21 protein-coding genes and 2 riboswitches are annotated in these 23558 nt (G+C 70.9%); of the genes, 4 read left to right on the forward strand and 17 right to left on the reverse strand.

The features are described from left to right. Positions 1 to 161 precede the first annotated feature (161 nt). The 10 genes from J5Y05_RS16280 to J5Y05_RS16325 all read right to left on the reverse strand — a co-directional run bounded on the left by J5Y05_RS16280 (position 162) and on the right by J5Y05_RS16325 (position 10993). Positions 162 to 1022, reverse strand: coding sequence for a thioesterase family protein (locus J5Y05_RS16280; protein ID WP_210873009.1), 861 nt, complete (start codon positions 1020 to 1022; stop codon positions 162 to 164). Between the two features lie 87 nt (positions 1023 to 1109). Further along, complete coding sequence (locus J5Y05_RS16285) at positions 1110 to 1775, reverse strand: trimeric intracellular cation channel family protein (protein WP_210873010.1); 666 nt, start codon at positions 1773 to 1775, stop codon at positions 1110 to 1112. A gap of 73 nt (positions 1776 to 1848) precedes the next feature. Further along, positions 1849 to 3084: an ABC transporter ATP-binding protein gene (locus J5Y05_RS16290; protein WP_210873012.1), complete on the reverse strand. Its 1236-nt coding sequence runs from the start codon at positions 3082 to 3084 to the stop codon at positions 1849 to 1851. Next, positions 3081 to 4178, reverse strand: a complete 1098-nt coding sequence (locus J5Y05_RS16295) for an ABC transporter ATP-binding protein (protein WP_210873014.1) — start codon at positions 4176 to 4178, stop codon at positions 3081 to 3083. Before J5Y05_RS16295 ends, J5Y05_RS16290 begins: the two co-directional genes overlap by 4 nt. Continuing rightward, positions 4175 to 5173 carry an ABC transporter permease gene (locus J5Y05_RS16300; protein ID WP_210873016.1) on the reverse strand — a complete coding sequence of 333 codons (999 nt, stop codon included), beginning with the start codon at positions 5171 to 5173 and terminating at the stop codon, positions 4175 to 4177. The genes J5Y05_RS16295 and J5Y05_RS16300 overlap by 4 nt, the downstream gene beginning before the upstream one ends. A gap of 147 nt (positions 5174 to 5320) precedes the next feature. Beyond that, the gene (locus J5Y05_RS16305; RefSeq protein WP_210873019.1) at positions 5321 to 7123 is read right to left on the reverse strand and encodes an ABC transporter substrate-binding protein; all 1803 of its coding nucleotides are present in this window, start codon (positions 7121 to 7123) and stop codon (positions 5321 to 5323) included. Positions 7124 to 7193: 70 nt separating this feature from the next. Continuing rightward, on the reverse strand, positions 7194 to 8201 hold the full coding sequence (locus tag J5Y05_RS16310; protein WP_210873021.1) for an ABC transporter permease: 1008 nt from the start codon (positions 8199 to 8201) through the stop codon (positions 7194 to 7196). Between the two features lie 327 nt (positions 8202 to 8528). Then, positions 8529 to 9326, reverse strand: coding sequence for an enhanced serine sensitivity protein SseB C-terminal domain-containing protein (locus J5Y05_RS16315; protein WP_210873023.1), 798 nt, complete (start codon positions 9324 to 9326; stop codon positions 8529 to 8531). A 115-nt stretch (positions 9327 to 9441) separates the two neighbouring features. Next, a complete protein-coding gene (locus tag J5Y05_RS16320) occupies positions 9442 to 10233 on the reverse strand; it encodes an enhanced serine sensitivity protein SseB (protein ID WP_210873025.1) in 792 nt (263 codons plus the stop codon). Between the two features lie 76 nt (positions 10234 to 10309). Then, entirely contained in the window at positions 10310 to 10993 is a 684-nt protein-coding gene (locus J5Y05_RS16325; protein WP_210873027.1) for an AAA family ATPase, read from the reverse strand. Positions 10994 to 11170: 177 nt separating this feature from the next. Then, positions 11171 to 11264, forward strand: a riboswitch (glycine riboswitch). Beyond that, a riboswitch (glycine riboswitch) is annotated at positions 11265 to 11383 on the forward strand. It abuts the riboswitch before it with no gap. Positions 11384 to 11456: 73 nt separating this feature from the next. Between J5Y05_RS16325 and gcvT the strand changes: the two genes are divergently transcribed. The 4 genes from gcvT to J5Y05_RS16345 all read left to right on the forward strand — a co-directional run bounded on the left by gcvT (position 11457) and on the right by J5Y05_RS16345 (position 15827). Beyond that, a complete protein-coding gene (gene gcvT / locus J5Y05_RS16330; protein ID WP_210873028.1) occupies positions 11457 to 12575 on the forward strand; it encodes a glycine cleavage system aminomethyltransferase GcvT in 1119 nt (372 codons plus the stop codon). Between the two features lie 121 nt (positions 12576 to 12696). Then, positions 12697 to 13074 carry a glycine cleavage system protein GcvH gene (gcvH, locus tag J5Y05_RS16335; RefSeq protein WP_210873030.1) on the forward strand — a complete coding sequence of 126 codons (378 nt, stop codon included), beginning with the start codon at positions 12697 to 12699 and terminating at the stop codon, positions 13072 to 13074. Between the two features lie 15 nt (positions 13075 to 13089). Next, positions 13090 to 14346, forward strand: coding sequence for a serine hydroxymethyltransferase (gene glyA / locus J5Y05_RS16340; protein WP_210873033.1), 1257 nt, complete (start codon positions 13090 to 13092; stop codon positions 14344 to 14346). Positions 14347 to 14459: 113 nt separating this feature from the next. After that, positions 14460 to 15827, forward strand: a complete 1368-nt coding sequence (locus J5Y05_RS16345; protein ID WP_210873035.1) for an L-serine ammonia-lyase — start codon at positions 14460 to 14462, stop codon at positions 15825 to 15827. 389 nt (positions 15828 to 16216) lie between these two features. On the opposite strand, the gene J5Y05_RS16350 is transcribed toward J5Y05_RS16345, so the two are convergent. From J5Y05_RS16350 to J5Y05_RS16380, 7 genes are all read right to left on the reverse strand, one after another. Then, positions 16217 to 16951 (reverse strand): thioesterase II family protein, encoded by a 735-nt coding sequence (locus J5Y05_RS16350; protein ID WP_210873037.1) that lies wholly within the window; start codon positions 16949 to 16951, stop codon positions 16217 to 16219. Further along, positions 16948 to 18198 (reverse strand): cytochrome P450, encoded by a 1251-nt coding sequence (locus J5Y05_RS16355; protein ID WP_210873039.1) that lies wholly within the window; start codon positions 18196 to 18198, stop codon positions 16948 to 16950. The genes J5Y05_RS16350 and J5Y05_RS16355 overlap by 4 nt, the downstream gene beginning before the upstream one ends. Beyond that, a complete protein-coding gene (locus J5Y05_RS16360) occupies positions 18195 to 18509 on the reverse strand; it encodes a phosphopantetheine-binding protein (protein WP_210873041.1) in 315 nt (104 codons plus the stop codon). The genes J5Y05_RS16355 and J5Y05_RS16360 overlap by 4 nt, the downstream gene beginning before the upstream one ends. 464 nt (positions 18510 to 18973) lie before the next feature. Continuing rightward, positions 18974 to 20491, reverse strand: a complete 1518-nt coding sequence (locus J5Y05_RS16365; RefSeq protein WP_210873043.1) for an AMP-binding protein — start codon at positions 20489 to 20491, stop codon at positions 18974 to 18976. Further along, positions 20488 to 21288, reverse strand: a complete 801-nt coding sequence (locus J5Y05_RS16370; RefSeq protein WP_210873045.1) for a phytanoyl-CoA dioxygenase family protein — start codon at positions 21286 to 21288, stop codon at positions 20488 to 20490. Before J5Y05_RS16370 ends, J5Y05_RS16365 begins: the two co-directional genes overlap by 4 nt. A gap of 116 nt (positions 21289 to 21404) precedes the next feature. Continuing rightward, the gene (locus J5Y05_RS16375) at positions 21405 to 21659 is read right to left on the reverse strand and encodes an acyl carrier protein (RefSeq protein ID WP_307853943.1); all 255 of its coding nucleotides are present in this window, start codon (positions 21657 to 21659) and stop codon (positions 21405 to 21407) included. Between the two features lie 14 nt (positions 21660 to 21673). Then, positions 21674 to 23260 carry an amino acid adenylation domain-containing protein gene (locus tag J5Y05_RS16380; RefSeq protein WP_210873049.1) on the reverse strand — a complete coding sequence of 529 codons (1587 nt, stop codon included), beginning with the start codon at positions 23258 to 23260 and terminating at the stop codon, positions 21674 to 21676. Positions 23261 to 23558: the final 298 nt, after the last annotated feature.

Genomic DNA, 23558 nt, shown 5'->3' on the forward strand with positions numbered 1-23558 from the left:
GGGGTCACCGAACACCCCGCCCGGAACGCCGACAGCATCCCCCGCCGGCCGTGAAGAGCGGTACCGGCGGGCCTCCGAGACGGCGGCCCGCCGGATGCGGCTGATCGGCATCGGCCGCCGCCATTGGCTGGACTGAGCGGGCGCCGCCCGGCGCCCCCGGCTCAGCCGAGCCGGACCCGGGCGAGCTGGCGGGACTGGGCCACCAGCCGGTCGGCGCTGTCCCAGACCTCGGCGTCCTCCTCCAGGAAGCCCCCGGCGAGGTTGCGGGTGGTGATGGCGACGCGCAGCGGACCCGGCGCCGGACGGCAGCGGACGTGCACGGTCAGCTCGACCGTCGGCACCCAGCCGGAGAGCCCCAGCTCGAAGGCGGTCGGCGGCAGCGCGTCCACCGCGAGGAGGAGCGAGAGCGGGTCGGCGTCCCGGCCGTCGGCCAGCCCGAACCAGGCCCGCATCTCGCCCTTGCCGGAGGGCTGTCCGAGCGCCCAGCCCAGCGTGGCGGGGTCCAGCTTGAGCAGGAGCCGGTCGGTGATGGCCGAGCCGCCCTCGATGGGGGCGGGTCCGTCGTCGGGGCCCAGGCAGTGTTCCAGGGGCGGCAGCTCCGGCGGCTTGGCGGCGGTGCGGACGTCGTCGGGGAGGCCGGCCAGATCGCCGTAGGAGGCCAGGACGCGGATGCGCTCGACCTCCTCGCCGTCGTCGTCGTACTGGACGAGGGACGCCTGTCCCGTGGAGAGGGTGCGGCCGGTGCGCACGGTCTCGGTGCGCACCACGGCGGGTCCGGGCCGGGACGCGGTGAGGTAGTGCGCGGAGACGGTGAAGGGGTCGGGGTGCGGCAGGGCGTCCGCGAGGGCGCGGCCCAGGACGGCCAGCAGGTAGCCGCCGTTGACGGCGTTGATGATGGTCCAGCCGGCGGAGAGGTCGGTGTCGTAGACGCCGGGGGCCCGTCGGACGACGGCGGTGTCGCGGTCGAACTCGCTGGCGCCGATGGTGGCCCGCACGTCCGGTGCGGAGACTGCTTCTGGCATGGGTGCACCGTACAACAGGAAAATACTAAGCGGTAGCTTTGCTGGTTGGAGGCCGGTCCCGGGGCCCCCGGGCACGGCCCCCGCGGCTCACTCGCCGTCGCCCTCGACCGCCGTCGACCGGCGGTTCCAGGCGCGGGGCGCCCGCCAGTGGTAGCGCAGCGCGAGCAGCCGCAGGGCGAAGGCGGTGATCACGGCGAGGCCGCTGGTCAGCGGGTTCAGCGCCTCGAAGCGGATGCACACGGCGACCATGGCGGCGCCGACGATGGCCGGAACCGCGTACAGGTCGCGGTCCCAGCGCAGCAGCGAGGGCACCTCGTTGGCGAGCACGTCGCGCAGCACGCCGCCGCCGACCGCGGTGGCCAGGCCCAGGCAGGCGGAGGCGGTCAGGCCGAGCCCGTAGTCGTACGCCTTGGTAGTGCCGGCGACGCAGAAGAGGCCGAGGCCGGCCGCGTCGAAGACGTTCACGCCGGTCTGGATGCGCTCCACGTGCGGATGGAGGAAGAAGACCAGCAGGGTGGCGAGGAGCGGGGTGAGGAAGTACCCGAGGTCGGTGAAGGCGGCGGGCGGCACCGCCCCGATGACCAGGTCCCGGAACAGCCCGCCGCCCAGCGCGGTGACCTCGGCGAGGACGGCGATGCCGAAGACGTCGAAGTTCTTGCGGACCGCCAGCAGCGCGCCGGAGATGGCGAAGACGAAGATGCCGATCAGGTCGAGCGTGTGCTGGACGGTGGGGCTGAAGAGTTGCTCGTACACCGGGACATTCTCACTCGACGGCGAACCCCCGGCCGTCTGTGCTACGGCCGGGGGTTCGACGGTGAGAGGTCGCTCACTTCTGCTCGGCAGCGCCGTCCTTCGCGCCGTCGGCGGAGGCGGCGGCGGTGGCCTCGACCTCCGCGGCGACCGCCGCCGAGGTGGCCGCCGACTCGGCCAGCACCGCGTCGGCCACGCCCTCGGCCGCCTCCTTGGCGGCGGAGAGCAGCACCACGTCCTGCGGTGCCTGGTCGGCGAAGTTCTCCGGGTGGTGGCAGGCCACCCGCTGGCCGGGCCGCAGCTCCTTGAGCGGCGGCTCGGTGGTGGTGCAGATCTGCGTCGCCTTCCAGCACCGGGTGTGGAAGCGGCACCCGCTCGGCGGCGAGATCGGCGAGGGCACGTCGCCCTTGAGCAGGATGCGCTCGCTCTTGGCCGACTTGCGCGAGGGGTCCGGGACCGGCACCGCGGAGAGCAGCGCCTTGGTGTACGGGTGCATCGGCGACTTGTAGAGCTGGTCGCGGTCGGCCAGCTCCATGATCTTGCCGAGGTACATCACCGCGATCCGGTCCGAGACGTGCCGCACCACGGACAGGTCGTGCGCGATGATCACGTACGTCAGGCCCAGTTCCGCCTGGAGGTCGTCGAGCAGGTTGACCACCTGGGCCTGGATCGACACGTCCAGCGCGGAGACCGGCTCGTCGGCCACGACCAGCTTCGGGTTGAGCGCGAGCGCGCGGGCGATGCCGATGCGCTGGCGCTGTCCGCCGGAGAACTCGTGCGGGTAGCGGTTGTAGTGCTCGGGGTTGAGCCCGACCACCGACAGCAGCCGCTGCACCTCCTTCTTGACCCCGCCCTCGGGCTCGACGCCCTGGAGCTTGAAGGGGGCGCTGACGATGGTGCCGATGGTGTGGCGCGGGTTCAGCGACGAGTACGGGTCCTGGAAGATCATCTGCACATCGCGGCGCAGCGGGCGCATCTGGCCCACCCCGAGGTGCGTGATGTCCTTGCCCTCGAACTCGACCTTGCCCGCGGTCGGCTCCAGCAGCCGGGTGATCAGCCGGCCCATGGTCGACTTGCCACAGCCCGACTCGCCCACGACGCCGAGGGTCTCGCCGGCCCTGACCTCGAAGTCGATGCCGTCGACCGCGCGCACCGCGCCGACCTGCCGCTGCAACAGCCCCTTCTTGATGGGGAAGTGCTTCTGCAGCCCGGTCACCTTCAGCAGGATCTCGCCGGGGGCGGCGTCCTTGGTCAGGGTGGCGCCGCTCTTGGCGGGGGTGGTCACCGCTTGGTCCTCTGCCTTGTCACTCACAGCTTCGGCGCAATCTCTTCGGTCCAGATACGCTCCCGCTGCTCCTGCGACATGTGGCAGGCGGCCCAGTGGTTGCTGCCGACCTCGGACAGCTCCGGGCGGACCGTGCGGGTGATGTCGTCCTTCGGCACGTCGGCGTACGGGCATCGCGGGTTGAAGGCGCAGCCGGACGGCAGGTTGATCAGGGAGGGCGGGGAGCCCTTGACCGGGATCAGGCGTTCCTGCTGGTCGCGGTCGAGACGCGGCATCGAGCCCAGCAGGCCCCAGGTGTAGGGGTGGCGGGGCTGGTAGAACACCTTCTCGGACGGTCCCCGCTCGACGCAGCGCCCGCCGTACATCACCAGGAGGTCGTCGGCGAGTTCGGCGACGACGCCCAGGTCGTGGGTGATGACGATGACCGCGGAGCCGAACTCCTTCTGAAGGTCGCGGATGAGGTCGAGGATCTGCGCCTGGACGGTCACGTCCAGGGCGGTCGTCGGCTCGTCCGCGATGAGCAGTTCGGGGTTGTTGACCAGCGACATGGCGATCATCGCGCGCTGGCGCATACCGCCGGAGAACTCGTGCGGGTAGTTGTCCACCCGCTTGTCCGGCTGCGGGATGCCGACCCGGTCGAGCATCTCCACGGCCCGGCGCCGGGCGGTCTTCTTGTCCACGGGGTGGTGGATGCGGTACGCCTCCACGATCTGCTGGCCGATCGTGTAGTACGGGTGCAGCGCGGAGAGCGGGTCCTGGAAGATCATCGCCATCTGCCGGCCGCGCAGCTTGCGCACGTGGTCGGGGTCGGCGGAGAGCAGCTCGGTGCCGTCCAGCCAGATCTCACCGGATATCCGGGCCTTGCGCTTGCCGTACTGGCCGGCGGTGTGCAGGCCCATGATGCCGAGCGAGGTCACCGACTTGCCGGAGCCGGACTCGCCGACGATGCCGAGGGTCTTGCCCTTCTCCAGCTTGAAGGTGAGCCCGTCGACGGACTTGACCATTCCGTCGTCGGTCGGGAAGTGCACCTTCAGGTCGCGGACTTCCAGGAAGGCACTCGGCGCGGGCGAGGTGCCGGCGGGTTCCGCCACCGCCGCCCGGCTCTTGCTGAGTTCGGTCATGCGAGCCTCACTCGGGGGTCGATCACGGCGTACAGGACGTCCACCACGAGGTTGGCGATGAGCACCGCGAGGGAAGTGATCAGGACGACGCCCAGGATGAAGGGCAGGTCCTGGTTCTTGATCGCGTCCAGCACCTTCTGGCCGAGGCCGGGGAGGCTGAACGTGGTCTCGGTCAGGATCGCGCCGCCCATGAGGGCGCCGAGGTCCATGCCGAGCATCGTCAGCAGCGGCGTCAGCGTGGAACGCATGGCGTGCTTGCGGATGACGACCTGCTCGCGGAGGCCCTTGGCACGGGCGGTGCGGATGTAGTCCTCGCCGAGGATCTCCATCATCGTGGCCCGGGTGATCCGGGCGTACATCGCCGCGTACAGGAAGGCCAGGGTGATCCAGGGCAGGATCATGCCGCCGAGCCAGCCGGTGAGGCTGTCCTCCAGCGGCACGAACTCGCCGTTGAGCCAGCCCAGTCCGTAGGAGAAGATCGCCAGGCTCAGCAGACCGGTGAAGTAGATGGGGAGGGAGACACCCGCCAGGGCGACGACCATGGCACCCCGGTCCCACAGGCTGCCCCGCTTGAGCGCGGAGAGCACGCCCGCGGCGAGGCCGAAGATCAGCCACAGCACGGCGGCGCCGAGCGCGAGACCCAGGGTCACCGGGAAACGCTCGGTCAGCACCGGCCAGACGGCCTGCTCGGTACGGAAGGAGTAGCCGAAGCAAGGCGCGGCACACTCGGTGACGTCGCCTCCGGCGGCGTACGTGCGGCCGAGGAAGATCCCCTTGAAGAACTCCCAGGCCTGCACGAAGACCGGGTCGCTCAGACCCAGCTTCTGCCGTACGCCCTCGACGGCCGCGGGGTCGGCCTGCTTGCCCACGAAGCTCGTGGCGATGTCGACGCCCGCCCACTTGGGGACGAGGAAGAAGATGCCGAAGACCACCAGAATGATGACCACGAGCATCACTGTGGCGGCGAACAGCCGCCTGATGAGGTAAGCGAGCACAGCTAACGGCCCGCTGCGGACCGCGGGCCGCCGGAGGGGAGTGCCCCCCACGCCTTGTGAGCGGTGGGGGGACTGGTCTTCCGGCGGCCCGCCATCACGCCGCGCCGGCCTTCACCTGCCTTTCGTGCCGTACGGCGGGTGGACCGGTTACTTCGTGGACTTCAGACCGAGGTTGACGAAGTCGTACATACCGCTGTAAGCGTCGGTCGTGTACACGTTCGCCAGACGGCTGCCGCGCCAGTTGAGGAACTTCTCGAAGACGAAGGGCAGGTAGTAACCGCCCTCCATGACCTTGTGGTTGATCTCCGTGGCGATCTTGGCCTTGCCCTCGTCGTCCAGGGTGTTGACGTAGTCGGCGAAGAGACCGTCGATCTTCTTGTCCTTGATCAGCGCGAAGTTGTTGTTGGCGCTGTCGAGGATGTAGTCGCTGTGCCACAGCGGCAGACCGTAGCCCTGGACGGACGGGAAGTCCGGGCCCCAGCCCATGATGATGATGCCGTAGCCCTTCTTCTCCACGTTGGAGGGGCTGCCGATGACGCTGGCGTACTGCGCGCCGTCGTACTGCGAGATCTCGACGTCGATGCCGACCTTCTTCAGCGACGCCTGCATCGACTCGGCGGTGGCGACCTCGACCGGCTTGTTGTTGCGGACCGCGATCGTGGTCTTGAAGCCGTTCGGCTTGCCGCAGGCCTTCAGCTCTTCCTTGGCCTTCTCGACGTTGCCGTTCTTGTTGGCACCGGCGATGTCGTACGGGTCGTACTTCTGGCCCTCGGAGCCCGGGACGGCCGGCGGCAGCATGTTGGTGCCGATGTCGCCACCGGCGACCGGGCCGCCGCGCGCGGTCTGCAGCGAGACGTGGTCGGCGCCGTAGATCACGGCCTTGCGGCAGTGGATGTTGTCGAACGGCTTGACGTTCTGCGGGAAGGACGCGTACCGGATGTAACCCGAGATCGGGTTGTCCAGGTTGCCCTTGTGCTCCTGCAGCGCGGTGGTGCGGCCCTGCGGGGACATGCCCGTCTGGGCCAGGTCCATGTCGTAGTCGCCGGCGATCAGGCGGGCGTCCAGGTCGTTGGCGTTGGAGAAGAACTTGATCGTGATCTTGTCCGGGTACGCCTTGCGGACCGGGTCGGAGTCCTGCTTCCACTCCGTGTTCCGGACCAGGACGAGGTCCTTGCCGGGGCTGTAGGACTCGAACTTGTACGGGCCCGAGGAGAACGGACGCAGGCCGTACTTGGACTTGGTGTCCTTGTCCTGGCGGACCGGAGACGCCGAGGTGAGCGCCAGCATCGACTCGAAGTCCGAGTTGGCCTGCGGCAGCTTGAAGACGATGGTCTTGTCGTCCGGGGTCTCGATGACCTTCAGGCCGAGCTTGTCCTTGTCCTTGTCCTTGTACGGACCCTGGTACTCGCCCTTGGGGTCGAGCACCTCCTTCAGGTACGTCGGACCGCCCGACAGCACGTCCTGGGCCCAGACCCGCTCGATGCCGTACTTGACGTCCTTGGAGGTGATCGGCTTGCCGTCCTCCCAGGTGACGTCGTCACGCAGGGTGTACGTGTAGGTCTTGCCGTCGTCGGAGACCTCGGCGAGGCCGGTGGCGAGGTCCGGGGTGACCTCGGCGCCCGTCGCACCCGGCTCGACCTTGTTGGTGACGAGCTGGCGGCTGTAGTAGCGCGAGAAGTTCCACATGAAGCCGTAGTAACCGCGCGTGGTGTCCCACGAGTCGGCGTCCTGCGAGCTGGCGAACTTCAGCGTGCCGCCCTTCTTGGCCTCGGAGGCCTGGGCGACCTTGTTGTTGGCCGCGTCGAAGCCGGCCGCCGCGCTGCTCTTCGAGCCACCGCCGCTGCTGTCGTCTCCGCCGCCGCCGCACGCCGCCGTGGTCAGCAGCGCGGCGACCACTGCGGCAGCGGCTGCTGCCTGCTTGCGCCGCCCTGAGGTGCGTTGGGTAGTCACGATCTCGGTTCCTCCGGATTAGATGAGAGATCCCGTGCAGGTGCCACGGGTCGCATGCCGGTACGGCAGGTCAGCGGGAGCCCTTCGGGTCCAGCGCGTCGCGTACGCCGTCACCGAAGAGATTGAAGGCAAGAACGGTGATGAAGATCGCCACACCCGGGATCACCATGTACATGGGGTCCGACTTGTAGTAGTCGATCGCGCTCGACAGCATCTGCCCCCAGGACGACGTGGGCGGCTTGACGCCCACGCCGAGGAAGCTCAGTGCGGCCTCGGTGAGGATGTTGGTGGGGATCATCATCGTCGTGTAGACGATGATCGGCGCCACCAGGTTGGGCAGCAGCTCCTTGAAGAGGATGTAGAACCGCCCGGCGCCCAGCGAGCGGGCCGCCTCGACGTACTCCCGCTCACGCATGGAGAGCGTCTGGCCGCGCACGACGCGGCCGATGTAGGGCCAGCCGAAGAAGCCGATGACCAGGATCATCATGAGCAGGCGGACGCCCGTGCCGCTCAGTCCCAGCATGCTGTCCGGCATGACGGAGACCAGGGCGATGATGAAGAGGAGCTGCGGGAAGGCCAGCAGGCCGTCCATGACGCGGCTGACGACGGCGTCGACCCAGCCGCCGAAGAAGCCCGCGAGCACGCCCAGGATGGTGCCGAGGACGACCGCCACCAGCGCGGACAGGAAGCCGACGAGCAGCGAGATCCGGGCGCCGTGGACGATGCGGGCGAAGATGTCGCGGCCGTTGACCGGCTCGACACCGAGCCAGTGGTCGCCGCCGATGCCGCCCAGCGCCCCCTTGGGGGTGCCGAAGAGCGGGTCGATCATGCTCTCGTTGTAGACGTCGGGGTCCTGCCCGTACAGGGACGTGATCAGCGGCGCGAGCACCGCGACCACGATCAGGAAGAGCACCACGATGCCGCCGGTGAGGGCGAGCTTGTCCCGTTTCAGGCGCTCCCAGGCGATCCGGCCCAGGGAACGCCCCTGCACCGCCTTGGTCTCGGCGCCGGCAACGGCCGCTTCCTCGGCAGCACTCGGGGCCGCTTCCGCGGTCGGCTCGTGCAATGGTGCCGTCATCTGGCAGGGACCCCTCTCAACCGGCGGTAGCCGGCCCGCACTTGCCGCTGTGGCGGCGTGATCAGTCCGTCGTACACAGGGGCGAACACCCCTGCTGCGGGAGTCTTCAACGCTTCGCCGATCTGTTGCCAGCCTTGACGGTGAATGGATGCGCAAACGTGATGCTGTTTGAGGTGTTCCGTTATCCGGACAGTGGGTAACGGGGGCCGGACGTATCCAAACCGAACATTGGGGGCATAGCAGGGCGTTGCACCCCCCTCTACGCGCGAAGATTCCCCTCCTCGCGGCTTCGGGGACTCCGTGGCCGACGCGAGGGACTCTACGAGATCAGAACCGGCCCCCGGCCGGGGGGTAGCCGTAACCGCCGGCGGGCGCCTGCGCGGGGGCGGCGGCGTGGGCCTCGCGGTCGTAGAACGGGCGGGCGTTGGCGCGCAGCCACATGGCGACCGGGTCGTGGGCGTCGGTCATGGCGACGGTCGAGACCGGCAGCCCCTCGGGCACCGCGCCGACCGACTGCTGCATCATCGCGCGCACCGCGTCGACGGCCGCCGGGGAGGTGTCGTAGACGTCCAGGCCGATGGCGAGGTAGGGCGCCCCGAGGGCCGGCTGCACCCAGGCGCGGCGCAGGGCGCGGACCGCGGGGGTGCGGTGGGCGTTCTGCGCGAGCAGGGCGTAGAACTGGGGGACCTCGATGGCCGGCTCGGACAGCCTGAGCGGGCCGGCGGGCTGGCGGTCCAGGCCGGAGGCGATGCGGCGCAGGTCGAGCCAGGGGATGCCGAGGCCGCCGCCGGGGGCGTGCGGGTTGAGCCAGAGGCCGTAGTGGTCGGGGTAGAGGGCGCGGGCGGCCTCCAGGGCGTCGACCACCTCGTACGACCGGTTCCAGCCACTGGCGGACAGCTCCTGGGCGGAGGTCACACAGGGCGCGTACCCGAAGCCGTCGACCTCCATGTTCCCGTACTGGGCGTCCGGGGAGCCGGCCTGGCCGTGCCACAGGAACATCCAGACCTGGCCGGAGGTGGGGATGGCGAGGGCGCGCAGAAGTGCCTCGTAGGCGTCGTAGCGCCCCGGGGTCACCTGGCGCAGCATGTGCTCGACCTGCCCGGTCGCGGTGCCGCTGGCGCTCACCTGTATCGCCCCTTCGAGAAGTCGCCCCGGATATGAAACCAGCTTAGGCGGCCACCCGGACAGCGGTGGCCCCGGTGCGCGGGGCCCCTCGCCGGGCGGGCTCCGCGCAGCGGCTTCAGGCGTCCCGGGTGTAGAAGGGCCGGACGTTCTCGCGCAGCCAGTCGCAGACCGGGTCCTGGGCCGCCTCCAGCAGGACGAGGTTGACCGGCCAGGGGGACGGGGCGGCGGCGAGGGCGCGGCCGAGGGCGTCCAGCGGGCGGGCGCGGGCGTCGCCCTCCCAGTGGGCCAGTTCGACGCCGACGAACATGACGGGGTCGGCGGTCTCGATGGCGGCCAGGCAGCGGCGGGCGGTGCGGACGGTGCCGTCGGCGGCGAACTCGGCCGAGGCGGCGGCGAGGAAGTCCACCGGGTCGTGCTGCCAGTCGGGTTCGTAGAGGCGGACCCGGCCGCCGCCCGCCTCGCCGGCCAGGGGGGAGCCGGCGGCGCGGCACAGCTCGGCCACGGCGGCCGGCGGGAGCGGGGCGCCGACGACACCGTCCGGGTTGAGGGCGATGCCGATCTGCGGGGGCAGTCCCCGGGCGAACTCCACGGCGGGCGCGACGGTGTACGCCATGTGCGCGCCGACGACCCGGCGGAACTGCTCCTCGGAGCTGAAGACCGGCACGTACGCCTGCCCGTCGAGTTCCACGGCGGGCAGGTCGAGGGGGCCGGTGCCGGGGCCGCCGCCGTTGGGCAGCGGGACCCATACGAGGCTGCGGCCGAGGACCTCGACGATGCGCGCGCCGGCGCCGGGGACGCCGAGGGAGGCGGACAGCGCCTCCTCCAGTTCGTTGCCGGGCCACCCGCCGTGGGGGTGGGGGTGTGCCTGCGCCGGGAAGTGAGCGGAGTGGTCCGCCGGGATGTCCATCTGTGCCTACCGCCTGCCTGGTACCGCTGCCTGGCTGGAAAGGCTAACCCGTTCGGGCCCCGGACCACACGGTCCGTCAGCGAACGAACGCGATCCGCTGTAAGGCGCGGGCGGCGGCGCGGTCGAGGAGGACGGCCGAGCCGCAGCCGGCCGGCGGCTTCCCGGCGGCCACCGCGGCCAGCAGCCGGCCGGTGGCGGCGCGGTGGCGCGCGAAGGCGTACCGGCTGACGCCCCGTCCGCGCCGGCGCTGGCCGGCCAGGGCCTCGCCGGTGGGGACGTCGAGGAGGATCAGGTGCAGGGCGGCGCCGCGGCGCCGGGCCTCGCGGGCGAGCCAGCGGCGCACCCAGGTCTGGGTGCCGCAGTCGTGCACGACCACTCCCTCGCCGCCGGCGAGCGCGCGGCGCAGCCCGGCGTAGTGGGAGAGGCGGACGAGGGGGCGGTAGAGGGCGTACGGCAGGAGGCGGGGCACGCGGCGCTCCCAGCGGTCGCGGGTGTCCTGGGAGTCGACGCGCGCGCCGGGCACGGTGCGGCGCATGAGGGTGGACTTGCCGCCGCCGGGCAGTCCGGTGACGACCACCAGGTCACGGCGGGCGAAGAGCAGGGCGGCCGGGCCGCGGCCGGGCCGGCCGCGCAGGTCGTGGACGACGGGCGCGGACACGGGCAGGGGAGCGCGCCGGGCGCGGGAACGGGCGGCCGGGGCCGCGGTCTGCGGGGGCACCGCGAGGCCGGGGGCCGCCGCGTACGCCGTGGTCCTGTCCACCGTGTTCGTCCTCCCCTGGGGGCGTCGGCGAGGTCCTCCCCACCGAGTGTAAAGAGAAGGTAATGCCGCGGTCTCGTGATTTCGTGCGCTCAGTGCCACAAGCCGGTTACAGATCACGGTCTGCCGCGAGCGGGCCGGGCATGCGATGATGGCGGCGCCAACTGCATACCGGCCGTTTGAATCCGCGCGGGAGAGTCCCCGGCCGCGCCGGGGCGCCGAAGGAGCAAGTCCCTCCCTTGAATCTCTCAGGCACCGTTACCGCGCGGGCGAGGCACATCTGAAAAGCGGGCCGCCCGGCGTCCGGGCGCCCCACCCAAGGTGCAAGCTCCGCACCGCCGCCGCGCGGTGCTCAGGGCGAACCTCTCAGGTTCCGATGACAGATGGGGAGGATGTGCCCCGTCCTGCCCCGGTGTCCGGCCCCGTGCCGTGCCCGTGGACCCTCGCCCTGGGAGACGACCGACCGATGAGCAGTACCGAACCGCGCCGCACCGCGCTCGATGCCGAGCACCGCGCGCTGGGTGCGACGATGACCGACTTCGCCGGCTGGGACATGCCGCTGCGCTACGCCTCCGAGCGGGACGAGCACCTGGCCGTGCGCACCCGCGCGGGCCTCTTCGACCTCTCCCACATGGGCGAGATCACGGTCACCGGCCCCGACGCGGTGCGCCTCCTCGACCACGCCGTGGTGGGCAACGTCTCCACGGTCAAGGAGGGCCGCGCCCGCTACACCATGATCTGCCGTGCCGACGGCGGCATCCTGGACGACCTGATCGTCTACCGGCTCGGCGAGCGGGAGTACCTGGTCGTCGCCAACGCCTCCAACGCCCAGGCGGTGCTGGACGCGCTGGTGGAGCGCTCGGCCGGCTTCGACGCCGAGGTCCGCGACGACCGGGACGCCTACGCGCTGCTCGCCGTGCAGGGCCCGGCGGCGGCCGGCATCCTCGCCCCGCTCACCGACGCCGACCTGGACGGGCTGCGCTACTACGCCGGTCTGACCGGGACGGTGGCCGGGGCGCCGGCGCTGATCGCGCGCACCGGGTACACCGGCGAGGACGGCTTCGAGTTGTTCGTGCGGCCGGAGCACGCGGTGGAGCTGTGGCGGGCGCTGCTCGCGGCGGGCGCGGACGCCGGGCTGGTCCCGTGCGGGCTGTCCTGCCGGGACACGCTCCGCCTGGAGGCGGGCATGCCGCTCTACGGCAACGAGCTGTCGGCGGAGCTGACGCCCTTCGACGCCGGCTTCGGCCGGGTGGTGAAGTTCGAGAAGGAGGGCGACTTCGTGGGCCGCGAGGCGCTGGCCGAGGCCGCGTCCCGGGCCGAGAGCACGCCGCCGCGGGTCCTGGTCGGCCTGGTCGCCGAGGGCCGCCGTGTCCCGCGCGCCGGGTACGCGGTGGTCAGCGGCGGCGAGGTGGTCGGCGAGGTCACCTCCGGGGCGCCCTCCCCGACGCTGGGCAAGCCGATCGCCATGGCCTACGTGGACCCGGCGTTCGCGGCGCCGGGCACGCCCGGGGTCGGCGTCGACATCCGGGGCTCCCACGAGCCGTACGAGGTCGTCGCGCTGCCGTTCTACACGCGCGCGAAGTAGCGCCGCCCTCCCCGCCCGCGCGCACAGCGGCGCGGTCCCCGCGCCCCGTCCCGCCGCCCGCCGGCGGTGCGGCGGCGCTCCCCTTCGTCAGCACTCCCCCGCATACAGGAGAATCCAGGCCATGAGCAACCCCCAGAACCTGCGTTACAGCAAGGAGCACGAGTGGCTGTCGGCCGCCGAGGACGGCGTGTCGGTGATCGGCATCACCGAGCACGCGGCCAACGCGCTCGGCGACGTCGTCTTCGTGCAGCTTCCGGAGACCGGTTCCACCGTGACGGCGGGCGAGACCTGCGGTGAGCTGGAGTCGACCAAGTCCGTCTCCGACCTCTACTCCCCCGTCACCGGCGAGGTCACCGAGGTCAACGAGGACGTCGTCAGCGACCCGTCGCTGGTCAACTCCGCCCCCTTCGAGGGCGGCTGGCTCTTCAAGGTGCGGGTCACCGGCGAGCCGGACGACCTGCTCTCCGCCGACGAGTACGCCCAGTTCACCGCCGGCTGAGGAGGCACCGACCGCATGCTGAACACGCCCCTGCACCAGCTCGACCCGGACGTCGCCGCCGCGCTCGACGCCGAGCTGCACCGCCAGCAGTCCACCCTCGAGATGATCGCGTCGGAGAACTTCGCCCCGGTCGCGGTCATGGAGGCCCAGGGCTCCGTCCTGACCAACAAGTACGCCGAGGGCTACCCCGGCCGCCGCTACTACGGCGGCTGCGAGCACGTCGACGTGGTCGAGCAGATCGCCATCGACCGGGTCAAGGCGCTCTTCGGCGCCGAGCACGCCAACGTGCAGCCGCACTCGGGCGCCCAGGCCAACGCCGCCGCGATGTTCGCGCTGCTCAAGCCCGGCGACACGATCATGGGTCTCAACCTCGCCCACGGCGGGCACCTGACCCACGGCATGAAGATCAACTTCTCCGGCAAGCTGTACGACGTGGTCGCCTACCACGTGGGCGACGACGGCCGGGTCGACATGGCCGAGGTGGAGCGGCTGGCCCGGGAGAGCCGGCCCAAGCTGATCGTGGCGGGCTGGTCGGCCTACCCCCGGCAGCTCGACTTCGCCGCGTTCCGCAAGGTCGCCGACGAGGTCGGCGCCTATCTCATGGTCGACATGGCGCACTTCGCCGGTCTCGTCGCGGCGGGGCTGCACCCGAACCCGGTGCCGCACGCGCACGTGGTGACGACCACCACGCACAAGACCCTCGGCGGTCCGCGCGGCGGGGTGATCCTCTCCACGGCCGACCTCGCCAAGAAGATCAACTCGGCGGTCTTCCCCGGTCAGCAGGGCGGTCCGCTGGAGCACGTGGTCGCCGCGAAGGCCGTCGCCTTCAAGGTCGCCGCCTCCGAGGAGTTCAAGGAGCGCCAGCGCCGTACGCTGGAGGGCGCCCGTGCCCTGGCCGAGCGCCTGGTCCGGGACGACGCGAAGGCGGCGGGCGTCTCGGTGCTCTCCGGCGGCACGGACGTGCACCTGGTCCTGGTCGACCTGCGCGACTCCGAGCTGGACGGACAGCAGGCCGAGGACCGCCTGCACGAGATCGGCATCACGGTGAACCGCAACGCCGTGCCGAACGACCCGCGCCCGCCGATGGTGACCTCCGGTCTGCGCATCGGCACCCCGGCGCTGGCCACCCGCGGCTTCACGGCGGAGGACTTCGCCGAGGTCGCCGACGTGATCGCCGAGGCGCTGAAGCCGTCGTACGACGCCGAGGCGCTGCGGACCCGGGTGAAGGCCCTGGCCGACAAGCACCCCCTGTACCCGGGTCTGACCAAGTGACCCCCGGTACCCGGGTCTGACCAAGTGACCCGCGGTACCCCGACGGCACCGTGCCCGCCACGAACGGGCACGGTGCCTCACCCTCTGCACCACCCCCGTTCTGAGGAGTCTCCGTGGCCATCTCGGTCTTCGACCTGTTCTCGATCGGCATCGGCCCGTCGAGTTCCCACACGGTCGGCCCGATGCGGGCGGCCCGCATGTTCGCCCGGCGCCTCGGCCACGACGGGCTGCTGGAGCGGACCGCCTCGGTCCGGGCCGAGCTGTACGGCTCGCTCGGCGCGACCGGCCACGGCCACGGCACGCCGAAGGCGGTGCTGCTCGGCCTGGAGGGCGACTCGCCGCGCACGGTGGACGTGGAGAAGGCGGACGAGCGGGTCGGGGAGATCCGCTCCTCGGGGCGGCTGCGGCTGCTCGGCGAGCACGAGATCGCCTTCTCCTTCGACGAGGACATGGTCCTGCACCGCCGCGAGGCGCTCCCCTACCACGCCAACGGGATGACCCTGGCGGCCCGTGACGCGGCGGGCGCGGAGCTGCTGACGAAGACGTACTACTCGGTGGGCGGCGGTTTCGTCGTCGACGAGGAGGCGGTGGGCGCGGACCGCATCAAGCTCGACGACACGGTGCTGAAGTACCCGTTCCGCACCGGTGACGAGCTGCTGCGGCTGACCCGGGAGACCGGTCTGTCGATCTCCGCGCTGATGCTGGAGAACGAGCGGGCCTGGCGCGGGGAGGACGAGGTCCGCACGGGTCTGCTGGAGATCTGGCAGGTGATGCGGGCCTGCGTCGACCGCGGCATGTCCCGCGAGGGCATCCTGCCGGGCGGGCTCAAGGTCCGGCGCCGGGCCGCCACCACCGCGCGCAAGCTGCGCTCGGAGGGCGACGCGAAGGCCCTGGCGATGGAGTGGATCACCCTCTACGCGATGGCCGTCAACGAGGAGAACGCGGCCGGCGGCCGGGTCGTGACGGCCCCGACCAACGGCGCGGCCGGCATCATCCCGGCGGTCCTGCACTACTACGTGAACTTCGTGCCCGGCGCCGACGAGGAGGGCGTGGTCCGCTTCCTGCTCGCCGCGGGCGCGATCGGCATGCTCTTCAAGGAGAACGCCTCGATCTCCGGCGCCGAGGTCGGCTGCCAGGGCGAGGTCGGCTCGGCCTGCTCGATGGCGGCGGGCGCGCTGGCCGAGGTGATGGGCGGATCGCCGGAGCAGGTGGAGAACGCGGCCGAGATCGGTATGGAGCACAACCTCGGCCTGACCTGCGACCCGGTCGGCGGCCTGGTCCAGATCCCGTGCATCGAGCGCAACGGCATGGCGGCGGTCAAGGCCGTCACCGCGGCACGGATGGCCCTGCGCGGCGACGGCTCGCACAAGGTCTCCCTGGACAAGGTCATCAAAACGATGAAGGAGACCGGCGCGGACATGTCGGTCAAGTACAAGGAGACGGCACGGGGCGGGCTGGCGGTGAACATCATCGAGTGCTAGCCGGATAGGCCCTGACCGGCGTCTTCGTGCCTTTCGGCGCTGTCAGGGCCTTGCCTGCTCACGCGACGGAAAGTCCCTGGGATGTCCCTGCTCAAAAGCGTCTGCGGGCGATCCGGGGGTTGGGGAACATCCGTGTCAGATCGTGCGCCAGGCCGATGTCGGCCCTGGTGGGCGGACCGCGCATGAAGCGGCCCACTGCTGTGGGGCACCGCGGCGGTCAACACCTGGAATGCCCGCCGGGCGGCGGTGCTGTCGTGGCTGGCTGGTGCGACCCTGGTCGCCACCGGGGCCGGTTGATCGGTGTCGCCCTTCCGCCCGTCGCTCGCGTCGAGCGCCGACGTGCTCGGCCCGTCTTCGGCTTCCCGGACCGGTCGTCGCGGGAGACCAGCTCATCGACCGGCGGCGAGGGTCGTGAGGAGCTGGGCAGGCGCGTCCATGAAGTCGTAGTGGCCGCCCTCGACGACGCGGATCTCGACCGAGTCGGCGTAGCGGCGCCAGCCCTGGAGGTCCGCCAGGCTCACATCGGTGTCCTCGCTCCAGTGCAGGACGGTGATCGGGCAGTCGATACGGGCGGGTTCGGTGCGCCGGTAGGCGCCGGCGGCGGCGTGGTCGCGGAGCAGTACGAACATGCCCATGTCGATCATGTCGGGGCGGGGATCGATGTCCCGGCTGAGCAGGAACGTGACGAGTTCGGCGCGCAGTTCGTCCTCGCCCAGGGTAAGCATCCGGTCTCGGGCGGCCTCGTGCGGGGCGGGTTGGCCGGACACGAAGAGGCGTTGGGGGATGGGCAGGCCGGCGGCGGCCAGCCTCAGCACGCTCTCGTAGGCGGGCAGGGCGCCCGCGCAGTGCCCGAAGAACGCGAACGGCGTGTCCAGGAGCGGGGTGAGTGCCTCGACGATCTGCTCGGCGAGGTTCTCGTAACTGGCGTAGTGGGGGTGGGCGAGGCGGTTCTCGCGGCCGGGGAACTGCACCGGGCAGATCTCGGCGTCGCCTGCCGTGGCGGGCCAGGCGCCGAACGCGGAGGCGCCGGAGCCGGAGAAGGGGAAGCAGAACAGGCGGGCGGACGCACCGGCGGCGGGCGGCCGGACGAACCACGGCGAGGCGAGGGCGGGTCCGGACGTCATGGGGTGTGCCGTTTCTGGGCGGTGATGGGCAGGTGGGTCATGCCGGCGATGAAGTAGGAGCGCAGGTGGTCCGGTTCGCCGGCCAGGTCGAGGGAGTCGCACCGGTGAAGGAGTTCCTCGAAGAAGACGCGCAGGGTCAGCCGGGCCAGCGGGGCGCCGATGCAGAAGTGCGGGCCGAATCCGAAGGCGATCTGCCGCTTGGCGTTGGGGCGGGTGATGTCGAAGGTGTGCGGGGCGGCGAACAGGGCGGCGTCCCGGTTGGCCGAGCCGATCCACGCGACGACCGCCGCACCGGCCGGGACGACGCCGCCCGCGACGGGGACGTCCGTCACGGCGTAGCGCATGAAGTTGCAGGCGGCCGAGGTCCAGCGCAGCCCTTCCTCGACCAGGTTGGGGATCAGGTCCGGGTCGGCCTGGGCCTTGCCGTATTGTTCGGGCCGCTCGATGAGGGCCTGCACAGTGCCGGAGACGGTGTGCGGGGTCGTCACGTTGGCGCCCAGCAGGAGGCTGTAGCCGTCGAGGGCGATCTCCTGGTCGCTCAGCGGTGCCCCGCCGGGGCGCACGCTCATCAGGTGATGGAGCAGGCTGTCGTCCTCGGCTCCGGAGTGGCGGCGGTCCTTGACCCACTCGGTGACGTATCCGACGAGTTCGTGGTGGGAGATCGCCAGGGTGGCGGCTTCGCTGCCGAGCTGGAAGTGCGGGTCGGAGGGGGCCGCCACCATGGCGGTGAGCCGGACGAGTTCCTCCCAGTCCTTCTCGGGGATGCCCAGCAGCGGGCCGGTGACGATCGCCGGGAGGAGCAGGGCCTTCTCGGCCAGGTCAAACACCTCGCCGTCCAGGGCCGGCTCCAGGAAGCGGGTCACCGACCGGCGGATGGAATCCTCCCAGGACCCGACCGCGCGGGCGGTGAGCCTGGAACCCAGCGGCCTGCGGACCTCGGTGTGCCGGGGCGGGTCGGTGGAGGTGAGCAGCACACCGGCGGCGACGTCGTCCTGGCCGAGGTGGGTGGGCACGGTGCCGCGTTCGGAGGTGAACTCGCGGTGGTCGCCCAGGACGCGGCACACGTCCTCGTAGCGGGTGACCGACCAGAACTCGCGTCCGTCGGGCAGGACCTGGTGGTGCAAGGGCGCCTCGGCGCGCATCACGTCCCAGACGGGGTGCGGGTCGCCCGTGCCGTAGAGGTCGAGGTCGAAGAGGTCGACGGTGTCGAGGTCGATGTCGCGCGCGGGGCCCGGCGTCAGTCTCATGTGCCGGACCTTTCCCGCTCGATCAGCCCGGCGACGCGAGCCGGGGTCTGTGCCAGGTAGAAGTCGCGGACGGAGAGCCGGACGCCGTGATCGCGTGCCACCCGTTCGATGATCTCGATGCCGGTCAGAGAGTTGCCGCCGAGGGCGAAGAAGTCGTCTTCTGCCCCGACCTCGGGGCGGTTGAGGAGTTCCGCCCACAGCGCGGCGATCTCGTCCACCAGCGGCACCGGGCCGCCCGATGGCGCGTCATCGCGTCGTGCGGTCTCGTCCTGTCCACCTCGCGGGTGGATCACCTGCGGCGCCGATTCCATGGTCAGTGCTTCCTTTCTCCGCCGAACGGGGGCTCCGGCTCGGTTCCGTGCAGACAGAGGCGATGGGGAGTCATTTCTGGTGTGACAGCCGGGGATTGGTCCGCGTCCGGGCCCCACGGCACAGAACGAGGTACGCCCTCGGCGGGTACTCGCGCGTCGTTCGGCATCCGTCGGCAGCCCCGTCACCGGGCCGTGCCCGCCCGAGGCAGGACGCCTGCGACGCCCGCACGGACCCGCCGGCCCGCGCGGGACCGCCGTAGCCGCCGGCCGGAACCGCGCGGGCTGTGCGGGAGGCCGACCCCGCGACGACGACGCGGCACCCCGGGGGGTGAACGAAACGGCCACGGGACCACAAAGATCACCATACGGACGGTCAGGGTGGTCCGGGGCCCTGCCGCCGCGGGGGCCGGCGGCGCGGGGCCGGAGGCGTACCCCCCGCGTCCGACAGCCCTGACGCGTACGTGTCAACCCCGGCTCACCGAGGGCTCCTGGAACATCTCCCGGAGTTTCGCCCGGTCGATCTTCCCGTTCCGCGTCGACGGGAGCTCCTCCAGTTCGACAAAGTGCCGGGGGACCATGAACCGGGGCAGACCGGAGGCACACGAACGGATCAGGTCGTCCCGACAGACCTCCGCGCCGGACGCGCGCGTGTAGTACGCCGCCAGTTGCGTGGACGCGGCGACCTTGACCCCGACGACCGCGGCCCGGCGGACACCGGCGACCTGGGCGATCACGGACTCCACCTCCCCCGGCTCCACCCGGTAGCCGTTCACCTTGAGCTGGTCGTCGAGCCGGGAGACGAAGTGGAAGTCGGCGCCGTCGAATGTGACCAGGTCTCCGCTGAAATAGCAGCGCCGCTTGCGGCCGTCCCGGTCTTCGACCTCCCTGAACTTCTTCGCGGTGAGCACGTCGTCACCGGCGTACCCGACCCCGACGCAGTTCCCGGCGATGACCAGCTCCCGGGTCTCACCGACCGTGAACGGGCGCAGCCGTCCGTCCACCAGGCACAGCAGCTCCGCGTCGACGACGGCGGTGCCGATGGGCGGCCGGTCGGGCCACTCGGCGACGTCGCCCGTCAGGCGGTACTGAGTGACCACATGCGTCTCGCTCGGCCCGTACTGGTTCACCAGCGTCAGGCCGCCGTCGGCACAGAACTTCCGCACCTCCTCGTTGATCACCAGTTGTTCACCGGCCACCGAGATCTCCCGCAGACTCGGGGTTCTCACGCCGGCGACACACGCGGCGGCGGCCAGTCCGTGCAGTCCGATCACCGGCTGGAAGAGCCGGGCGACATCGTGCTCGCGAATGATGTCGACCAACGTGAAGGGGTCCAGCCTGTCCTGATCGTTCACCACGATCAGGCTGGCACCGGCCAGCCAGGTCGCCACCGTGTCCTCGTACACCATGTCGAACCCGATGGACGACATGTGCAGGGTGTTCGGCGGCCGGTCATGGCTCCACCGCCGGACATGCCAGTTGCCCAGGTCCGCGAGAACGACCGGCGGCACCGCGACAGCCTTGGGTTCGCCTGTCGACCCGGAGGTAGGAATGACGTAGCAGAGCGGTCCGGTCGCGACCTCGTCCCGTCGCGTTCCCCGAATCGATCGGAAGGTGTGCTCCACGACACCCGCCCCGACCGGTGCGCATTCCTCGGCCCGAAGGACCATGGCGCAGCCGGCGCCGCTCACCAGCTTGCCGGTCCAGGCGGGTGGCATGGCCGGGTCGATGGACAGGACGCCGGCTCCGACGCGCCACACACCCAGCACCGCCGCGCAACGGGACCACGAACGAGTCGCATGCACGTCGACGACGTCCCCGGGTCCGATGCCGTGTGCGGCGAGGCCGCCGGCGATCTCGGCCGACACCTCGTCGAGTTCGGCGTAGGTATGGGCAACGCCGTCGTCGATGACCGCGACCGCGTCCCGGTGCCGGGCGATGGAGTCGATCAGCATCCGGATCAGTGAGGCATCGAGGTCGCTCATGCGATCAGACCTCCGTCGACGAGTTCCAGCGGCCGGTAGTCACGCGACGCGACGAACTCCGGGCGCGGGCAGGGCACTTCGCGCAACTCGTTGTCGACACTGTTGTAGCTGACGAATGCCATGGTCCGGTCCGTCGGCGCCATGTTCGCACCGGAGCCGTGCACGATGCAGGGGTGGAAGAACAGCAGGCTTCCGGCACGTCCGACAACGGACCGGATCTCCGACTCCGCGGTCACCTCGGCCATCTGTTCGGCGTCCAGCGCGAACTTCAGCTTCGCCGAGAGGTCGGCCTCCCACTGCGACGTGCCTTCGGGCTCGGGACTCCACGGGGCCATCGCCCCGTTTCGATGCGAACCGGGAACGACCAGCAGCGGGCCGTTGTGCTCGGTCGCGTCATCCAGCAACAGCGCGACGTTGACCGCCCGCGGCTCCGGCATACCGTCCTTGGGCCCCCAGACGCTGTAGTCCTGGTGCCATTGCCACACTTCTCCGCGAAGCGCCTTCTTGGCGTTGACCTTGCACTGGAACACATGCACCTTGCTGCTCAGCAACTGCTCCGCCGCGGTCAGCAGCTCGGGCAGCCGCACCAGCCTGGAGAACAGCGCGCCCGTGGTGTGGCAGCCGTGGATGCCCCGCACCGTGGTCCCGTCCTCCTCGAAAATCCGCCCGAGGTGTTCGGTCCCGTAGAGATCGGTCACCTCACGTCGCAGAGCGGCGATGTCGCCGGCGTCGAAGACGTCTTCGAGGAGCAGGAATCCCTCGGACCGGTATTCCGCTATCTGGCTTTCGGTGAGCATAATGCGATGACCTTTCTCCTTGATTCTCCGGGATGATGCAAATCGTTTACGCAGACCTGTTCGGAAAAAGGATTCCTGTCCGGGCAGAGACTTCTCGGCCGTCGTCTGCGGCAGAATTACGGGGCCGGGGCGGCCCGGGAGTCGATGTAGGCGGCGATCGACCCCACGGTCGGATTGAGGAAAAGCTGGTCCATGGGGACCTCGGCGCCCAGTTCCTCGATGAATGCGCCCTGAATCCTGACCATGATCAGGGAATCACCGCCCAGAGCGAAGAAATCGTCGTCCGGCATGATGTCGTCGCGCTGGAGTTCCCGGCGCCAGATGGCGCGAACGCGGTCGGCGGTCACTGCGTTCCTCTCGTTCGTCGTCACGGCCAAGGGCCTGGTCATCCCGCGGAATCGCTGTCGGCGCTCCGGGGGCGGCAGATGTCCGCCAGGGCTGCGCGGTCCACTTTTCCGTGCGGGCTCAGCGGAATGCGCAGGATGTTCGTGAACCGGGACGGCAGCATGTTTCGCGGCAGCGTCCGCAGCAGACGGGTGCGCAGATCGTCCTCGGCGAGGTCCTTGCCCGAGGGGACGACGAACGCGTTCAGTTCGACATCGCCTCCGTCGTCGCGGACGGCCACCACGGCCGCCTCGCGGACGCCGGCCAGCCTCCCCAGAGCACGTTCGACGTCGGTGGGATCGATCCGCATGCCCCGCACCTTGACCTGGGCGTCCAACCGCCCGGCGACGACGAGTTCACCGCTGTCGTCGATCCGGCCGCGGTCCCCCGTGCGGTACAGGCGCACCGGTGTCCCGTCCATGTCGATGGTGGTGAACCTGGCGTTCTCGGGGCCGCCTGCGCCCAGGTAGCCCGCGCCGACGCCCGCCCCGGAAATGCAGATCTCGCCATACTGGCCGGCCTCGACCTCGCGCAGTTCGGCGTCCAGGACGTGGATGGCGGTGTTGTGGGCGGGCCGGCCGACCGGGGCGATGTCGTGCTCGCCGGGCCGGTAGTGGGCCAGGTCGTAGGAGGTGGCGACGTCCGTGCACTCGGCGACGCCGTACTGGTGCAGCAGGGTGCAGGTGGTATCCGGGCGGCGCGCGAAGCGGGCGAGGCGTTCGCTCTTCAGCGCCTCCCCGCCGAACAGGATGTAGTCGAGCCGGGCGAGGGCGTCGCCGCCGCGCGCGCTCTCCCAGTCGATCAGGAGGTACAGGGTGCTGGAGGCGCAGTGCACGACGCGGATGTCGTACTGGGTGAGCATGCGGTAGGCCAGCATGGCGTCGAAGTTGCGGCTGGCCATCAGGTGCTGGGTGGCACCGCAGAACAGTGGCGTCATCAGGGCACGCTGGGACAGGTCGAAGCCGAAGGCGGAGACGACCAGGTGGTGGGAACCGCGGTGCAGGCCGTACTCCCGCTGCAGCCAGTTCATCAGGTTGAACCAGCCCTCGTGGCGCACCGCGGTCAGCTTGGGGGTGCCGGTCGAGCCTGAGGTGAACACCGCGTAGCAGAGGTCGTCCCCGGTGATGTGGACGTCGGGGACGGTCGCCGGGAGGGTCGCGAGGTGGTCTGCGAGCTGTTCGAGGTCGATGACCTCGGCGCCCCCGGACTCGACCATCGCGGCCGTCGTCGAGGAGGCCACGATCAGGGCGAGGCCCGGCGCCTGCGCGAGCAACAGCCGCAGGCGGGCCGCGGGGTAGGCGGGGTCGAAGGGCACGTAGGCCGCGCCGGCCTTCAGTGTGCCGAGGATGGCGACGATCATGTCGATCGAGTAGTCGAGGCAGATGCCGACCTTCGCGCCCCGGCCGTGGCCCCGAGCGGTGAGAAGGTGCGCGAACCGGTTGGCCCGCGCTTCGAGTTCGGCGTACGTCACCTGCCGGCCGGACCACACGACGGCGACGGCGTCGGGGGTGGCCCGCACGTGCTCCTCGAAGCGGCGGTGGACGACGGGCGAGGGCGGGAGGGCCACCCGTTTTCCCTGAAGGCTCATCAGCTGACTCCGATGTACGAGGTGTTCGGTGGGACGGACCATCGCGGCAGCGGGGGTGGAGAGGTCGCCCCGGGCACACCGGACTCCGGTCTGTTCCCGTGCCCCCGGCGAGGTCCCGCGGGAAGGGCAGCCCCGGCTTCCGCACCGTGACGCGCCGAGGAACCGGGCGGTGGCCGCCGTCGTCGTCGAGCCGGGCCGAGCCGCCCGAGCCGTCCGGGACGCTCGTGTCCGCTGGGAGCGGCCGGCGGGCGGGCCGGGCACCGCGGGGGCCCGATGCGGGGCCTCGCCCGGCCTGAGA

The organism is Streptomyces tagetis (assembly GCF_018069565.1).
GTDB classification, from domain to species: domain Bacteria; phylum Actinomycetota; class Actinomycetes; order Streptomycetales; family Streptomycetaceae; genus Streptomyces; species Streptomyces tagetis.

Coding starts and splice junctions, on each gene's coding strand:
- J5Y05_RS16280 (WP_210873009.1), bottom strand. CDS start 1,022: ATGCCAGAAGCAGTCTCCGCACCGGACGTGCGGGCCACCATCGGCGCC.
- J5Y05_RS16295 (WP_210873014.1), bottom strand. CDS start 4,178: ATGACCGAACTCAGCAAGAGCCGGGCGGCGGTGGCGGAACCCGCCGGC.
- J5Y05_RS16310 (WP_210873021.1), bottom strand. CDS start 8,201: ATGACGGCACCATTGCACGAGCCGACCGCGGAAGCGGCCCCGAGTGCT.
- J5Y05_RS16320 (WP_210873025.1), bottom strand. CDS start 10,233: ATGGACATCCCGGCGGACCACTCCGCTCACTTCCCGGCGCAGGCACAC.
- gcvT (WP_210873028.1), top strand. CDS start 11,457: ATGAGCAGTACCGAACCGCGCCGCACCGCGCTCGATGCCGAGCACCGC.
- gcvH (WP_210873030.1), top strand. CDS start 12,697: ATGAGCAACCCCCAGAACCTGCGTTACAGCAAGGAGCACGAGTGGCTG.
- glyA (WP_210873033.1), top strand. CDS start 13,090: ATGCTGAACACGCCCCTGCACCAGCTCGACCCGGACGTCGCCGCCGCG.
- J5Y05_RS16350 (WP_210873037.1), bottom strand. CDS start 16,951: ATGACGTCCGGACCCGCCCTCGCCTCGCCGTGGTTCGTCCGGCCGCCC.
- J5Y05_RS16355 (WP_210873039.1), bottom strand. CDS start 18,198: ATGAGACTGACGCCGGGCCCCGCGCGCGACATCGACCTCGACACCGTC.
- J5Y05_RS16360 (WP_210873041.1), bottom strand. CDS start 18,509: ATGGAATCGGCGCCGCAGGTGATCCACCCGCGAGGTGGACAGGACGAG.
- J5Y05_RS16365 (WP_210873043.1), bottom strand. CDS start 20,491: ATGAGCGACCTCGATGCCTCACTGATCCGGATGCTGATCGACTCCATC.
- J5Y05_RS16370 (WP_210873045.1), bottom strand. CDS start 21,288: ATGCTCACCGAAAGCCAGATAGCGGAATACCGGTCCGAGGGATTCCTG.
- J5Y05_RS16380 (WP_210873049.1), bottom strand. CDS start 23,260: ATGAGCCTTCAGGGAAAACGGGTGGCCCTCCCGCCCTCGCCCGTCGTC.